The sequence below is a fragment of the Mycobacterium kansasii ATCC 12478 genome, assembly GCF_000157895.3.
In the GTDB taxonomy this organism is placed as follows: domain Bacteria; phylum Actinomycetota; class Actinomycetes; order Mycobacteriales; family Mycobacteriaceae; genus Mycobacterium; species Mycobacterium kansasii.
In genome coordinates, this window is the sequence record NC_022663.1 from 5180797 (window position 1) to 5195436 (window position 14640).

The 14640-nt window shown below is 66.3% G+C and carries 15 protein-coding genes and 2 tRNA genes; 10 read left to right on the forward strand and 7 right to left on the reverse strand.

Annotation, left to right across the window (positions count from 1 at the left end):
- The first annotated feature begins 100 nt into the window (after positions 1 to 100).
- Positions 101 to 1111, forward strand: coding sequence for a 3-isopropylmalate dehydrogenase (locus tag MKAN_RS22485; protein ID WP_023372180.1), 1011 nt, complete (start codon positions 101 to 103; stop codon positions 1109 to 1111).
- Here the strand turns inward: MKAN_RS22485 and MKAN_RS22490 are convergent.
- The 3 genes from MKAN_RS22490 to MKAN_RS22500 all read right to left on the reverse strand — a co-directional run bounded on the left by MKAN_RS22490 (position 1108) and on the right by MKAN_RS22500 (position 4465).
- Positions 1108 to 2295, reverse strand: a complete 1188-nt coding sequence (locus MKAN_RS22490; protein ID WP_023372181.1) for an MFS transporter — start codon at positions 2293 to 2295, stop codon at positions 1108 to 1110. The genes MKAN_RS22485 and MKAN_RS22490 overlap by 4 nt on opposite strands.
- Positions 2296 to 2356: 61 nt before the next feature.
- Entirely contained in the window at positions 2357 to 3706 is a 1350-nt protein-coding gene (locus tag MKAN_RS22495) for an MFS transporter (protein WP_023372182.1), read from the reverse strand.
- Between the two features lie 54 nt (positions 3707 to 3760).
- A complete protein-coding gene (locus MKAN_RS22500; RefSeq protein WP_023372183.1) occupies positions 3761 to 4465 on the reverse strand; it encodes a class I SAM-dependent methyltransferase in 705 nt (234 codons plus the stop codon).
- On the opposite strand from MKAN_RS22500, the gene MKAN_RS33110 reads away from it, so the two are divergent.
- Complete coding sequence (locus MKAN_RS33110) at positions 4421 to 4810, forward strand: Rv2993c-like domain-containing protein (protein ID WP_103801566.1); 390 nt, start codon at positions 4421 to 4423, stop codon at positions 4808 to 4810. The genes MKAN_RS22500 and MKAN_RS33110 overlap by 45 nt on opposite strands.
- On the opposite strand, the gene MKAN_RS22505 is transcribed toward MKAN_RS33110, so the two are convergent.
- Positions 4807 to 6057: an MFS transporter gene (locus MKAN_RS22505; RefSeq protein WP_023372184.1), complete on the reverse strand. Its 1251-nt coding sequence runs from the start codon at positions 6055 to 6057 to the stop codon at positions 4807 to 4809. The two genes, MKAN_RS33110 and MKAN_RS22505, sit on opposite strands and share 4 nt — an antisense overlap.
- A 147-nt stretch (positions 6058 to 6204) precedes the next feature.
- Between MKAN_RS22505 and MKAN_RS32810 the strand changes: the two genes are divergently transcribed.
- From MKAN_RS32810 to MKAN_RS22530, 5 genes are all read left to right on the forward strand, one after another.
- Entirely contained in the window at positions 6205 to 6633 is a 429-nt protein-coding gene (locus MKAN_RS32810; protein WP_155254711.1) for a hypothetical protein, read from the forward strand.
- Positions 6634 to 6643: 10 nt separating this feature from the next.
- On the forward strand, positions 6644 to 7462 hold the full coding sequence (locus tag MKAN_RS22515; RefSeq protein ID WP_036391277.1) for a fumarylacetoacetate hydrolase family protein: 819 nt from the start codon (positions 6644 to 6646) through the stop codon (positions 7460 to 7462).
- Between the two features lie 80 nt (positions 7463 to 7542).
- On the forward strand, positions 7543 to 8946 hold the full coding sequence (gene gltX / locus MKAN_RS22520) for a glutamate--tRNA ligase (protein ID WP_023372187.1): 1404 nt from the start codon (positions 7543 to 7545) through the stop codon (positions 8944 to 8946).
- A gap of 152 nt (positions 8947 to 9098) precedes the next feature.
- Positions 9099 to 9170, forward strand: a tRNA-Gln gene (locus MKAN_RS22525).
- A gap of 84 nt (positions 9171 to 9254) precedes the next feature.
- Positions 9255 to 9327, forward strand: a tRNA-Glu gene (locus MKAN_RS22530).
- A gap of 5 nt (positions 9328 to 9332) precedes the next feature.
- Here the strand turns inward: MKAN_RS22530 and MKAN_RS22535 are convergent.
- Entirely contained in the window at positions 9333 to 9845 is a 513-nt protein-coding gene (locus tag MKAN_RS22535; RefSeq protein ID WP_023372188.1) for a PPOX class F420-dependent oxidoreductase, read from the reverse strand.
- Between the two features lie 78 nt (positions 9846 to 9923).
- A complete protein-coding gene (locus MKAN_RS22540) occupies positions 9924 to 10625 on the reverse strand; it encodes an IclR family transcriptional regulator (RefSeq protein ID WP_023372189.1) in 702 nt (233 codons plus the stop codon).
- A gap of 83 nt (positions 10626 to 10708) precedes the next feature.
- Here MKAN_RS22540 and leuC point away from each other — a divergent pair, with 83 nt between their 5' ends.
- The 3 genes from leuC to MKAN_RS22555 all read left to right on the forward strand — a co-directional run bounded on the left by leuC (position 10709) and on the right by MKAN_RS22555 (position 13640).
- Positions 10709 to 12142, forward strand: a complete 1434-nt coding sequence (gene leuC / locus MKAN_RS22545; RefSeq protein ID WP_023372190.1) for a 3-isopropylmalate dehydratase large subunit — start codon at positions 10709 to 10711, stop codon at positions 12140 to 12142.
- A 23-nt stretch (positions 12143 to 12165) separates the two neighbouring features.
- Positions 12166 to 12762, forward strand: coding sequence for a 3-isopropylmalate dehydratase small subunit (leuD, locus tag MKAN_RS22550; RefSeq protein WP_023372191.1), 597 nt, complete (start codon positions 12166 to 12168; stop codon positions 12760 to 12762).
- A gap of 224 nt (positions 12763 to 12986) precedes the next feature.
- On the forward strand, positions 12987 to 13640 hold the full coding sequence (locus MKAN_RS22555; RefSeq protein ID WP_023372192.1) for an HU family DNA-binding protein: 654 nt from the start codon (positions 12987 to 12989) through the stop codon (positions 13638 to 13640).
- A gap of 60 nt (positions 13641 to 13700) precedes the next feature.
- On the opposite strand, the gene mutT1 is transcribed toward MKAN_RS22555, so the two are convergent.
- Complete coding sequence (mutT1, locus tag MKAN_RS22560; RefSeq protein WP_023372193.1) at positions 13701 to 14639, reverse strand: 8-oxo-(d)GTP phosphatase MutT1; 939 nt, start codon at positions 14637 to 14639, stop codon at positions 13701 to 13703.
- Position 14640 lies beyond the last annotated feature (1 nt).

Sequence of the window (14640 nt, forward strand, 5' to 3'; positions counted from 1 at the left end):
AGGTACCCCCACCCGCTTGCGGGCGACGAAGCGATGAGGCGGGGACGCGCCCCCACAAGGGGGAGGTACCCCTACCCGCCGGCGGGGGAGAGCGGCGCCGATGAAGCTCGCGATCATCGCAGGCGACGGTATCGGTCCCGAGGTGGTGGCCGAAGCCGTCAAAGTCCTCGACGCGGTGCTGCCGGGCGTGCAGAAGACCGGCTACGACCTCGGCGCCAGTCGGTTCCACGCCACCGGCGAGCTATTGCCGGACACGGTGCTCGCCGAACTGCGCGAGCATGACGCCATCCTGCTCGGGGCGATCGGCGACCCGTCGGTGCCCAGCGGTGTCCTGGAGCGCGGCTTGTTGCTGCGACTGCGTTTCGAGCTGGACCACCACATAAACCTGCGGCCGGCCCGGCTCTACCCCGGAGTGAACAGCCCCCTGGCGGGAAATCCCGACATCGACTTCCTGGTGGTGCGCGAGGGAACCGAGGGGCCCTACACCGGTAACGGCGGCGCGATTCGGGTCGGCACGCCCAACGAGGTGGCCACCGAGGTCAGCGTGAACACCGCGTTCGGCGCGCGACGAGTGGTCGCCGACGCGTTCGAGCGGGCACGGCGGCGTCGTAAGCACCTGACCCTGGTGCACAAGACCAACGTCCTGACATTCGCCGGAAGCCTGTGGTGGCGGACAGTGCAGGAGATCGCCAAGAAGTATCCCGACGTCGAGGTGGCGTATCAGCACGTCGACGCCGCCACCATCCACATGATCACCGACCCCGGCCGCTTCGACGTCATCGTCACCGACAACCTGTTCGGCGACATCATCACCGACCTGGCAGCGGCGGTGTGCGGCGGAATCGGCTTGGCGGCCAGTGGAAATATCGACGCGACCCGGACCAACCCGTCGATGTTCGAGCCGGTGCATGGCAGCGCGCCCGATATCGCCGGTCAGGGCATCGCCGATCCGACCGCGGCGATCATGTCGGTGGCGCTGCTGCTTGCCCACGTCGGCGAGGACGACGCCGCCGGCCGAGTGGACCGGGCGGTCGAGAAGTTCCTGGCGACTCGGGGCAACCAACGGCTGACCACCACCGTCATCGGCGACCGGATTGTTGCTGCGCTCTAACAGGTCCGGACCCGCGCGCGAGTGTGCTGCGGCACTATCGGCCACGCCAGCAGCGGAAACAATCCGCACACCGCGAAGGCCAGGGGATAACCCGACGCCTCGATCACCTGGCCGAATACCGGCGGCCCAACTGCCGCGGTGAGCCGCTGGGTGGTGTTCTGCGCGCCCATCGCGCGCCCGCTCCAGAAGCGCCCGGCCACTTCGGGGATCGCGGTGAACGCCAAGCCGTTGTCGAGCACGGTGATCACCGACGCGACGACCATCAGCGCCACCGCCACAGTCGAGTGCAGGTGATCGGCCACCGCCAGCAACATCATCCCCAGTGCGGCGGCGACGGCAATCATCCGGATGGGCCGCATTCGCGAACCGAGGTGGTCCGACCACCTCCCGGCGGCGATGCGGCCAAGCGCGCCCAGCAGTTGGGAGACGCTCACCAACGTGCCGGCCGCCGCGATCGACCAGCCGTGGCTGTGGATCAGCCAGACCAGCATGAACGTCAAGACCACCGTCTGGGGGACCATGAGCAGGGCGGATGCCAGGTGGATTCGCCACAGCACCGCCGTGCCGCGATAGGGACTGGCCAACTCGCGGTGGTCGGCGACCGACCGCGCCGGCCGCGACGGGTCGCGCACCCACACCGCGCAAAGCAGTGCAGCCAGTGCGCACACCGTCGCCGGGAACAGCAGCGCCACCGAGATGGAGCGCTCCCCGAGCTCGGGAAGCACCACCGCGGCCGAGGCGATTCCGAGCGGCTGCGCGGTCTGGCGGATTCCCATCGCCAGGCCGCGCTGCTCGGCGGCAAACCAGCCGGTTACCAGCCGCCCGCTGGCGGTGTTGGCACTGGCCGCGGCCATGCCGCCGACGAACAGGGCAATGCCCTCGGCGAGCATCGACTGGGGCACCAGCGATGCCCCATAGGCGGCGGCCGCGGTCAGGGCCAAGCCCACGCTGAGCACGATCCGTTCGCCGACCAGGTCCAGCACATATCCCCAGCCGATCAGCGTGAAGACCATGCCGAAGCTGGGCATCGCCGACAGCAGGGCGGCTTCGGACAGGCTGATGCCGCGCACGTCGTTAAGTGCGGGAATCAGGAAGGCAATGCCGTTGATGAAGACGGTGGCGCACAACGTCGCGACGAGCGCGACAGCGAGCAGCGACCAACGCCGTGTCGATGTTATCTGCACCTAGTGGTACTTCTCGTTGCGGCACTTCGGCAAACCTCGCCGAGGCGCCGCCACCGGGCGATCACGTCGGTGGCGTCGGTGCTCGTCCGCGGCGGCCGGGCCTGGACGACCCGGGCGGGCCCGCCAGCCGAGGCCTGGTTGGCAACTCGCGGGCGCGAACGGCTTGTCGCCAGCGATGCCGGCGAACCGATTGCCGCCGCGCTCGGGTCTCCAAGCCGGGCGGCAACAGGCGAGTCGGCACCAACGGCACCGCCGCCAGCGGGAACAACCCGCACAGCGCCCAGGCCAGCGGATAGGCCGCCGTCGTGATCAGCGCACCGAACAGCGGGGGCCCTGCGGCCGCCATCAGGCGCTGCGTGGTGTTCTGGGTGCCCAGCGCCCGTCCACTCCAATAGGGTCCGGCGAACTCGGTGATTGCGGTTGCCTCCAACCCGTTGTCGAGTACCGCGATCACCGCGATCGCGATCATGAGTAACACGTCATATCGCGAACCGATGTTGTCGGTGAGCGCCAACAGGAACAGGGCCGACGCCGCGGCGATGGCGATAATGCGGACGGGCCGCATGCGTGAGCCGACGTAGTCCGACCAGCGGCCGACCGCGATACGCCCCAGCGCACCCAGCAGCTGCGAAACGGTCACCAAACCGCCGGCCGCCGCGACCGACCAACCGTGATGGTTCATCAGCCAGACCAACATGAACGTCACGGTCACCGTCTGCGGCATCATCAGCAGCGCCGACACCGCATGGATGCGCCACAACACCGACGACCCCCGATACGGACTGGCCAGCTCCTCGTCAGTGGCGACCTTCCGGGACTTGCGCGGCGCGTCGGCTACGCCGATCAGGCTGGCCACCGCAGCCACTGTGCACGCGACGGCGGGAAACATCAGCCCGGCATGGGCGCCTTGTTCGGCCAGCTCGGGTATGACCAGCGCGCCCAGCGCGATTCCCAGCGGCTGAGCGGTCTGGCGGATGCCCATCGCCAGTCCTCGTTGATGAGGCGGAAACCACCCCGATACCAACCGACCGCCGGCGCTGTTGCAGCTCGCGGCTGCCATGCCGCCCAGAAACAGGTAGACGCCCATCAGCGTCAGCGAGTGCACCGACGCGGCGGCATAGGCGGCTGCGGCGGTGAGAGCCGAGCCCACCGTCATCACAAGCCGCTCACCCACGCGGTCCAGGACGTAGCCCCACGCCACCAGCGTTACCACCATGCCCCAGCTGGGCATCGACGCCAACAGACCAGCTTGTGTCAGCGGGGTTCCGCGCGCGGCTTCCAGGCGGGGGATGAGGAAGGCAACGCCGTTGATGAAGAGAAATGAACTAGCCGTCACCAGCAGTGAGACGACCACGATCGACCAGCGTGCAAACAAGCTCAATTCGCCTGGGTCGCTCGGTTGGCGCGGCATTGGCTCATGCTCGCACAAGCACGCCAAGTGCGGGTCATCCGCGAGTTCGGTGCGCTACCCCGCTTTGTGTGCGGTGAGCAAGAAAGCCGACACCTTTACCCGGTTTCTTTCGTCGACCTCGTAGTCAGCCAACGAGACGCCCGGGATCCGAGATAGGACCTCTGCCAGGTGAACATGGATGAACGCCGGTCGGATCTCGTCGATCGCCCAATACCGTGAAACAGCTTCTCGCAATTCAGTTTCGGTAACGAGATTCGGAGGCGCCGCGGGAGCATCGGGCGGCAGCTCGATGTCGGCCGGGAGCGCGGTCGCGGTCGACGCCAGGACATAATAGGACGCGCCTGGCGCGGCGGCACGGTGCACCGAGCGGATGTAGTCGTCGCGCGAATCGACCGGAAGCGATTCGAACAGGGTGCTGTCGATGATTGTGTTGAACCGGCCGTCGTAGCCGTCAAGTGACGTGAGGTCATCCTGCACGAACGTGACAGTGCTGAGCCCTCGATCGGTGGCGGCTTGCTTGGCCTTGGCGATCGCAGTGCCAGACACGTCGACACCCATGACTGTGTGCCCGAGTGCGGCGAGCGCAAGCGACAGCTCGGCGACCCCACAACCGGCATCGAGTACTTCGCTGCGGATCTTGCCGGCCCGTATCAGTGCGGCGATTTCCGGTTGCGGTTCGCCAATGTTCCACGGCGGCGGTCCCCCGAAGACACCATGTTCGCGGTATGCGGCTTCCCAATCCATCAATTCGCCGTTCACGGCCCGAACCCTAGCCGAGAGGCGCAGCGCAGGAGGACGCCGACGGTCGTTCGCAGCCGGGCTTGCGCGCCAACAACGTTTGAGAGCTTCTCGTCGGGTGGTGCCCTTCTGATCCTCGCCCATGAGGCTCATCCGAACGCGCGTCGATTCGCCAGTCCTGGCGGCCCGTCCGGCCGATCGGCCTTTGTCGCATCGAAGGCTCGGCCGAGGACCCGAGGGGATGACCGTCCGGGAATCGCGGAACACCCGTTCGGTACACCGACCTTCACCGGCCGCTCCTGGCCGTTGGTCGACGTCCGGCTGCGCGGAAAGGTCGCCGGCCCGCACGTCCTACCCGGGTGTTAATCACGGGCTTGAACTGGTTTCCGTGGAAGTCGGCCGAGGGAATGTTCGGCTTCGCGGTCTTCCGCATCGGGCGGGCGCAAGCCGACGGGCACCAAGGGTGCCGCGGCCAGTGGGAACAGCCCACACAATGCGAACGCCAATGGATATCCGCCGACCGTGATCATCGCTCCGAATGCCGGCGGGCCAGCCAAAGTCATCAGCCGCTGGGTCGTGTTCTGAACGCCAAGCGCGCGCCCACTCCAGAATTGTCCGGCGAATTCGGTGATCGCAGTGGCCTCGAGCCCGTTGTCCATCACCGTGACCACCGAGACCATGACCATGAACGCCACCGCGAGCGGTGAATCGAGCTGATTGGCCAAAGACAGCATCAGCAACGTGACGCTGGTGGCGAGCGCGACGATGCGGACCGGGCGCATGCGCGATCCCACACCATCGGACCAGCGGCCGGCCGCAATGCGGGACAGCGCACCGAGTAGTTGAGTGATGGTCACCAGTGCGCCGGCAGCTCGCACCGACCACCCGTGGTTGCCGGTCAACCACACCAGCATGAAGGTCACGGTCATCGACTGGGGCATCACCATGAGTGCCGACACCATGTGGATCCGCCACAGCACGGCGTTGCCGCGATAGGGGTTGACGAGTTCGGTTCCGCTGGCCGTCGGCGGCGTCCTGCGCGGCGGGTCGTGTGCGATCAGCGCGCCGACGACGGCCGACACCGCGCACGCCGAGGCCGGAAACAGCAGTCCCAAGCTTGGACGGTGCTCAGCGAGCCGCGGAATCACCAAGGCGCCCATGGCAATTCCCAACGGCTGCGCGGTCTGGCGAACTCCCATGGCCAGGCCCCGCTGATGCGCCGGAAACCAACCCGCGACCAGGCGGCCGCAGGCTGGATTGCAGCTGGCCGCCGCCATCCCGCCCAAGAACAACAGTGCTCCCATGGCAACCAGCGAATTGACCGACGCCGCGGCAAAGGCGCTGACCGCGGTCAGCGCGGAGCCGGTCGCGAGCACCGTACGTTCTCCGATGCGGTCCGCCACATAACCCCAGGCGATCAGGGTGACCACCATGCCCAGGCTCGGCATTGCCGACAGCAAACCCGCCTCGGCCAACGCGGTTCCGCGCGCAGCTTCCAGTGCGGGAATCATGAACGGGACGGCGTTGATAAAGGAGAACGCACTGGCGGTTACCGTCAGCGCAATCGCGACCATCGACCAGCGCAGCGCCGCGCTGACCGGCTCCGTGGCCATCAAGCCATGCTCGCACAGATGTCATTGGTTGTATGCCTGCTGTTGTCGAGCAATTTCCCGGGGATTCATGGGCTTGTGTAGACCAGCGGTCAAACCGGCCCGGGTGCACACGGCCCGCTGCGCCAGGCTCGCGACCGTCTGGGTCCGATGACGAGGGCCCGCAGCGCCCGGCTGCGCCGGGCTCGCGACCGTCTGGGTCCGATGACGACGGCCCGCAGCGCCCGGCTGCGCCGGGCTCGCGACCGTCTGGGTCCGATGACGACGGCCCGCAGCGCCCGGCTGCGCCGGGCTCGCGACCGTCTGGGTCCGATGACGACGGCCCGCAGCGCCCGGCTGCGCCGGGCTCGCGACCGTCTGGGTCCGATGACGACGGCCCGCAGCGCCCGGCTGCGCCGGGCTCGCGACCGTCTGGGTCCGATGACGACGGCCCGCAGCGCCCGGCTGCGCCGGGCTCGCGACCGTCTGGGTCCGATGACGACGGCCCGCAGCGCCCGGCTGCGCCGGGCTCGCGACCGTCTGGGTCCGATGACGACGGCCCGCAGCGCCCGGCTGCGCCGGGCTCGCGACCGTCGTTAGGCTCATCCGAATGCGCCTTGGTCGAATCGCCAGTCCTGACGGCCCATCCGGCCGATCGGCCTTCGTCAGCATCGAAGGCTCACTGGACGACCCCGGGGGGATGACGGTCCGGGAAATCGCGGAACACCCGTTCGGTACGCCGACCTTCACCGGCCGCTCCTGGCCGTTGGCCGACGTCCGGCTGCTGGCTCCGATACTTGCCAGCAAGGTGGTGTGCGTCGGCAAGAATTACGCCGACCACATCGCGGAAATGGGCGGCCAAACCGGCCCCGCTCAGGCCGACCCGGTCATATTCCTCAAACCCAACACCGCAATCATCGGTCCCAATGTGCCGATTCGGTTGCCCGCCAACGCATCCCCGGTTCACTTCGAGGGTGAGCTGGCAGTAGTAATCGGCCGGCCCTGCAAGGACGTCCCAGCCGCCCAGGCGGCCGACAACATCCTCGGCTACACCGTCGCCAACGACGTATCCGCACGCGATCAGCAACAGTCCGACGGCCAATGGACCCGGGCCAAAGGCCACGACACATTTTGTCCGGTCGGCCCGTGGATCGTCACCGACCTGGATCCGCTCGACCCCACCGACCTCGAACTGCGCACCGAAGTCAACGGCGAAGTCAAACAGCATGCCCGCACGTCGCTGATGATCCACGACACCGGCGCCATCGTGGAGTGGATCTCGGCGGTCATGACGTTGCTGCCCGGAGACCTCATTCTCACCGGAACACCGGCCGGAGTAGGTCCCATCGAAGACGGTGACACCGTCTCCATCACCGTGGAAGGCATCGGCACCCTTACCAATCCCATAGTGCGAAAAGGAAAGTCGTGACTGCAGCTGCTCCTGAAGAAGAGGCAACCCGCGTTCGGGTCCGATTCTGCCCGTCGCCCACTGGTATTCCCCACGTCGGCATGGTCCGCACCGCACTGTTCAACTGGGCCTATGCCCGTCACACGGGCGGCACCTTCGTCTTCCGCATCGAAGACACCGACGCCCAGCGCGACAGCGAGGAAAGCTATCTGGCACTGCTAGACGCGTTGCGCTGGCTAGGCCTGAACTGGGACGAGGGGCCCGAGGTCGGCGGACCCTACGGCCCATACCGCCAGTCACAGCGCAGGGAGATCTACCGCGATGTCATCGCCCAGCTGCTCGTGGCAGACGAGGCCTACTACGCCTTTTCGACGCCCGAAGAGGTCGAGGCCCGCCATATCGCCGCCGGCCGCAACCCCAAGTTGGGCTACGACAATTTCGACCGTCACCTGACCGATTCCCAGCGCGCGGCATATCTGGCGGAGGGTCGTCAGCCGGTGGTGCGACTGCGGATGCCCGACACCGACCTCAGCTGGAGCGACTTGGTCCGCGGGCCCACCACATTCGCGGCCGGCTCGGTGCCTGATTTCGCGTTGACCCGCGCCAACGGAGATCCGCTGTACACCTTGGTTAACCCGTGCGATGACGCGTTGATGAAGATCACGCACGTGCTGCGCGGCGAGGACCTGCTGCCGTCGACGCCGCGACAGCTCGCGCTGTACCAATCCCTGATCCGGGTCGGGATAGCCGAACGCGTTCCGGAGTTCGCCCATCTGCCAACGGTATTGGGGGAGGGCACCAAGAAGCTCTCGAAACGCGACCCGCAGTCGAACCTGTTCGCGCACCGCGACCGCGGCTTCATTCCCGAGGGGTTGTTGAATTACCTTGCGCTGCTCGGCTGGTCGATCGCCGACGACCGCGATCTGTTCAGCCTCGACGAGATGGTGGCGGCGTTCGACGTGGCCGACGTGAACTCGAATCCGGCGCGGTTCGACCAGAAGAAAGCCGACGCCCTCAACGCCGAGCACATCCGGATGCTCGATGTCGAAGACTTCACCCGCCGGCTCCGCGATTACCTTGACGTGCACGGCCATCGCATCGAGTTGGACGACGCAGCGTTCGCCACTGCCGCCGAGTTGGTGCAGACCCGCATCGTGGTGCTCGGCGATGCTTGGGATCTGCTGAAGTTCCTCAGCGACGACCAGTATGCAATCGACCCCAAAGCCGCGGCCAAGGAACTGGGTCCTGACGCGGCTCCGGTTCTCGACGCGGCCGTGGCCGCGCTCCAAGGGGTGTCCGACTGGATCGCCGCCCACATCGAGGAGGTGCTCAAGGCTGCGCTGATCGAAGGCCTGGAGCTCAAACCCCGCAAGGCTTTCGGACCGATCCGAGTGGCCGCCACCGGGACCACGGTCAGCCCGCCGCTGTTCGAGTCGCTGGAGTTGCTCGGCCGCGACCGCAGCCTGGCGCGGCTCACTTCAGCTCGCGATTCGGTCACCAAGTAGTGGGGTGGCGCAGAATAGAACCCGGGCGTGCGACTGGCCGGCCTAGTTTTTGGTAGTCTGCACGTCGGCTTACAACGGCTGGCAGCAGCGGTCCCCGGAGACCTGGCTATGGTTCCCAGAACCCGCTCTGACCAGCGGTTTTAGGTGGCAGATGGGGTATGGTGTAATTGGCAACACAGCTGATTCTGGTTCAGCCATTCTAGGTTCGAGTCCTGGTACCCCAGCAAAGGCCGACTGACGCCAAGCGGATGCGGAGTGATTAGGTGGGCTTACCGCGGTGAGCTATGCTGACAGCTCGGATCGGTTCTGGCCCCGTCGTCTAGCGGCCTAGGACGCCGCCCTCTCACGGCGGTAGCGTGGGTTCGAATCCCATCGGGGCTACAAAATCAGTGACCGGTCCCCAGCACGGCCGGTGCGGTTGAACCGCCCACGGGCATGTGTGGCAGTCCCAGCTTGCGGTGGTCCCACGAGCGGGTGCGGCAACTGACGATGCGGACGCCGACGCGCTTGTTCATCATCTGGTCGACCATGGGCCTTAGTTCGTCACTGTAGGGCCCGGTGTAGCGCTCCCACACGCTGACTCCGACGCGGAACAACGCGTCGGGCTCGTCGATGATCTCCGCGACGCCCTCGAAGGACACCCCGCGCAGCGTGTCATAGGTGTTGCCGTCCTCGAGCAGGAAGCTCACCCGAGGATCCCGCTTGAGGTTGACGGCCTTCTGCGACTTTGCCTTGGTTTCCAGCCAGATTTCGCCGTCGACCACCGCGTACCACATGGCCGTCAGGTGTGGCTGGCCATCCGGCCCGATGGTGGCCAGCGTGCCGGTGCGGCTCTTGTTGACGAAGTCGGCGATTTCTTCCTCGGTCATGACGATCTGCGCGCGCTGGTTGCTTCCCATGGCGTCAGTGTGTCAGGTGGTCGTGACGCCCGCGCCGCGGCGTCAGCCGGCCGGGCGGGGCGTCCCGGGGTAAGGCCACTAGAGCCGGCCAGTGATCTCCTCGGCCGCCGCCACCAGGTCGGCGGCCCAACGCGCACCCGGGCGCCGCCCCATCCGGTCGACGGGGCCGGAAACCGAGATCGCAGCGACCACAACGCCGCGGCGATCGCGCACCGGCGCCGAAACGCTTGCCACCCCAGGTTCCCGTTCGGCCACGCTTTGCGCCCAACCCCGCCGGCGCACTTCGGCCAGCACCCGTTCGCCAAATTTCGCATTCGGCAACACCGCCTGTTGGATCGCCGCGTCACTGTAGGCCAGCAGTACCTTGGCCCCCGAGCCGGCCGTCATCGGCAATCTCGCTCCAACCGGAACCGTATCGCGAAGGCCCGCAGCCGGTTCCAGCGCAGCCACGCAGACCCGCGTAGTGCCCTCGCGGCGATACAACTGCACGCTCTCGCCGGTGGTCTCCCGCAATTTCGGCAGCACCGCGTTGCTTGCGGCGAGCAGCGAATCGTTGACGTGGGCCGCGAGTTCGGATACCGCGGGACCAAGACGCCACCGGCCTTCCTCGTCGCGTCCCAGCAGGCGATGCACCTCGAGGGCGGCTGCCAGCCGATATGCGGTGGCCCTCGGCAGGCCGGTTCGGTCACAGAGTTCGGCCAGTCCGCACGGAGATTCCGCGATCGCGTGCAGCAGACCCACGGCTTTGTCGAGCACGCCGATGCCGCTATGCTGTCTCACATAAAGATACTAGCGTCTCATATTCTGAGAACAAAGTCCGGTGGTTCAGTGAGCCGCTATTGAGTGAATCGAGGCAATCCGAGATGGCAGGTCAGACTCGCAGGCCCCGCACGTTGGCGGAGAAGGTTTGGGACGACCACATTGTGGTGTCCGGTGGCGCCTCTGGACAAGGAGACGGGCCCGACTTGATCTACATCGATCTGCATCTGGTGCACGAGGTCACCAGCCCGCAGGCGTTCGACGGTTTACGACTGGCCGGCCGCCGAGTGCGGCGTCCCGACCTGACCATTGCCACCGAGGACCACAACGTGCCCACCGTCGATATCGACAAGCCGATCGCCGACCCGGTATCCCGCACCCAGGTGGAGACGTTGCGGCGCAACTGCGCCGAATTCGGTATCCGGCTGCATCCGATGGGCGACATCGAGCAGGGCATCGTGCACGTCGTAGGACCGCAATTGGGCCTCACCCAACCGGGAATGACGATCGTCTGCGGCGATAGTCACACCTCGACCCACGGCGCATTCGGCGCATTGGCAATGGGTATCGGCACATCCGAAGTCGAGCATGTGCTGGCCACCCAGACACTCCCGCTGCGGCCGTTCAAGACCATGGCGGTCAATGTCGAAGGGCAACTGCCGCCGGGCGTATCGGCCAAGGACATCATCCTCGCGCTGATCGCCAAGATCGGTACCGGCGGCGGACAGGGTCATGTCATCGAATACCGAGGCGCCGCCATCGAATCGCTGTCCATGGAAGCTCGCATGACGATCTGCAACATGAGCATCGAAGCCGGTGCCCGGGCCGGCATGGTGGCACCGGACGAAACCACCTACGAGTTCTTGCGCGGCCGTCCGCACGCGCCAACCGGTGACCGGTGGGACGCCGCTTTCGCCTATTGGCAACAATTGCGGACCGACCCCGGCGCCGTCTTCGACACCGAGGTGTACCTCGACGCCACCTCATTGAGCCCCTATGTCACCTGGGGAACCAACCCGGGACAAGGAGTGCCGCTGGTCGGCGCGGTGCCCGATCCGGAGCTGATGACCGACGACGCCGAGCGCCAGGCTGCCGAGAAAGCGTTGGCCTATATGGACCTTCGGCCCGGAACGGCAATGCGCGACATCGCCGTCGACGCCGTGTTCGTCGGGTCGTGCACCAACGGCCGCATTGAAGACCTGCGGGTGGTGGCCGACGTCTTGCGCGGCCGCAAGGTGGCGTCGGGCGTGCGGATGCTCATCGTTCCGGGGTCCATGCGGGTTCGCGCGCAGGCCGAAGCAGAAGGCCTGGGTGAGATCTTCACCGCCGCAGGCGCCGAATGGCGGCAGGCGGGGTGCTCGATGTGCCTGGGGATGAATCCCGATCAGCTCGCTCCCGGGGAGCGCTGCGCCGCGACGTCCAATCGCAACTTCGAAGGGCGACAGGGAAAGGGGGGCCGTACGCATCTGGTTTCACCGGCCGTTGCCGCCGCGACTGCTGTTCGCGGCACCCTTTCCGCGCCGGCTGATTTGAATTGAACTCGACGGGTTAGGGGAAGAACATGGAAGCCTTTCACACTCACACCGGCGTTGGTGTGCCGCTACGACGGTCCAATGTCGATACCGACCAGATAATCCCGGCGGTCTTCCTGAAGCGCGTCACCCGAACCGGTTTCGAGGACGGCTTGTTCGCGAGTTGGCGCTCGGATCCATCGTTCGTGCTGAACCTCAGTCCCTTTGACCGCGGCTCGGTCTTGGTCGCCGGGCCGGACTTCGGCACGGGATCCTCGCGAGAGCATGCGGTCTGGGCGCTCATGGACTTCGGGTTCCGGGTGGTTATCTCATCTCGATTCGGTGACATTTTCCGCGGGAACGCCGGCAAGGCGGGGCTGCTGGCGGCCGAAGTCGACCAAGACGGCGTCGAACTTCTCTGGAAGCTCATCGAGCAGAGTCCCGGGTTGGAAATCACTGTCAATCTTCAAGATCGAAATATCACCGCCGGAACAGTGGTGCTGCCGTTCAAGATTGACGACCACACCGCGTGGCGACTGCTCGAAGGCCTTGACGATATAGCCCTTACGCTGCGAAAACTCGACGAAATCGAGTCTTATGAACAGGCTTACCCGGCCTGGAAACCACGCACTCTGCCGGCCTTGTGAACCGTCGATCGACGCGGAATTTGGGCTCCCGCGAGCTTCTGTAGGGCTTGCAAGCCGGGTTCATTTCGAGGCGGCGCCACCGGTCAAGGGCGGCAATCGGATTGCGAAAATTGCCGTTCCCGGGTCCCGAAATTGCGCGTGGCTCTTGGCAATTTGCCAGGTGAGGGTTTACCGTGTCCACTAGTCGGTTCCATTAACGAGGACCACTAGCTTCGGAGGGTTGGATGAACAAAGCAGAGCTCATTGACGTGCTCACACAGAAATTGGGCTCGGACCGTCGCCAGGCGACAGCCGCCGTCGAGAATGTTGTCGACACCATTGTGCGCGCCGTGCACAAGGGCGACAGCGTCACCATTACCGGATTCGGTGTGTTCGAACAGCGTCGCCGCGCGGCCCGCGTGGCTCGCAATCCCCGCACCGGCGAGACGGTGAAGGTGAAGCCGACTTCGGTCCCGGCATTCCGGCCCGGCGCGCAATTCAAAGCGGTTGTGGCTGGCGCACAAAAGCTCCCGGCGGAAGGTCCCGCCGTGAAGCGCGGTGTGGGGACAAGTGCCGCCAAGAAGGCGGCGAAGAAAGCGCCTGCCCGCAAGGCTGCGACCAAGGCGCCCGCCAAGAAGGCTGCGACCAAGGCGCCCGCCAAGAAGGCTGCGACCAAGGCGCCCGCCAAGACGGCGGCCAAGGCACCGGCGAAGAAGGCGGCGACCAAGGCAACGAAGGCGCCCGCCAAGGCAACCAAGACGACGGCGAAGAAGGCTGCCGCCAAGGCGCCGGTGCGCAAGGCGGCCACCAAGGCGCCGGCGAAGAAGGCCGCGGCGAAGCGGCCGGCCACCAAGGCACCGGCCAAGAAGGCGACGAGCACCAGGCGCGGTCGCAAGTAAGTCAGTACACCGCCGATACCCTTTGGGTGGCAGCGATGCCGCCCAAAGGGTATCTATGCGTTAGGCCCGCACGTTGGCGGCCAGCGCGCCGCCGATGTGGTCGGCCGCAATCAGCCGCCCGCCGGAAAGTGACAGCACCCAGGTGCTGCCCTTGTGGTTGCGGGACTTGTCCGGGCGCACGCCGTCGCGCTCGCACCACCAGGCGATGAGATCCGGAATTACCCTGCCCTGCGTGCAGATCACCGGCGTGCCCGGCTGTGCGGCGATCCGCAGCACCCGATGGCGGCCCCGTTTGGGGTTCTTGGCGTAGGCCTCCTCGGTGAGGGCGCGTTCGTTGTGGATGATCACGCCCAGTTCTTCGGCGAGCGGCTGCACCGTCTGATGGCAGCGCAACCTGTCGGCCGCGTACACCGAAGTGGCGCCGAAGGCCAGTAACTGCCCGACGAGCGCCTCGGCCTGCGCCCGTCCCTTCTTGTCCAGCGGTCGCCTGGTGTCGTCGCCGGAGAAGCGGGACTTGCTGCCGGCGGTACCGTGCCGGACCACCAGCACCGTCTTGGTGTTGGCCGGCTGTTTGGCGAACCGGCGCAAGACCTTTCGATCTTGTGCATAGTCGAGTCGCTGCATGGCGTCGGCGATCGGCAGCCAGACCAGATCGTCGACTTCGCTACCGGGAACGAATTCCCCGCCGATGCGCCGCGCAGTCCAGTAGTAGACCTTCTTGACACCTTGATCGATCGGGTAGCTTGTCATGATCAGACGCCGGCCAAGGTGCACCTGCTGACCGGTCTCCTCGAACACCTCGCGCACCGCCGCCACCGCTGTCGTTTCCCCGGGATCCACCTTGCCCTTGGGTAGTGACCAGTCGTCGTATCGCGGGCGGTGAATCACCGCAATCTCGACTGCTCCCTTGGCCTTTCCCGGACGCCACAACACCGCGCCGGCGGCGTACACGATCCTGCCCTCCGAGCAGCGGCGGACGGACGTGCTTGGGATCGACACG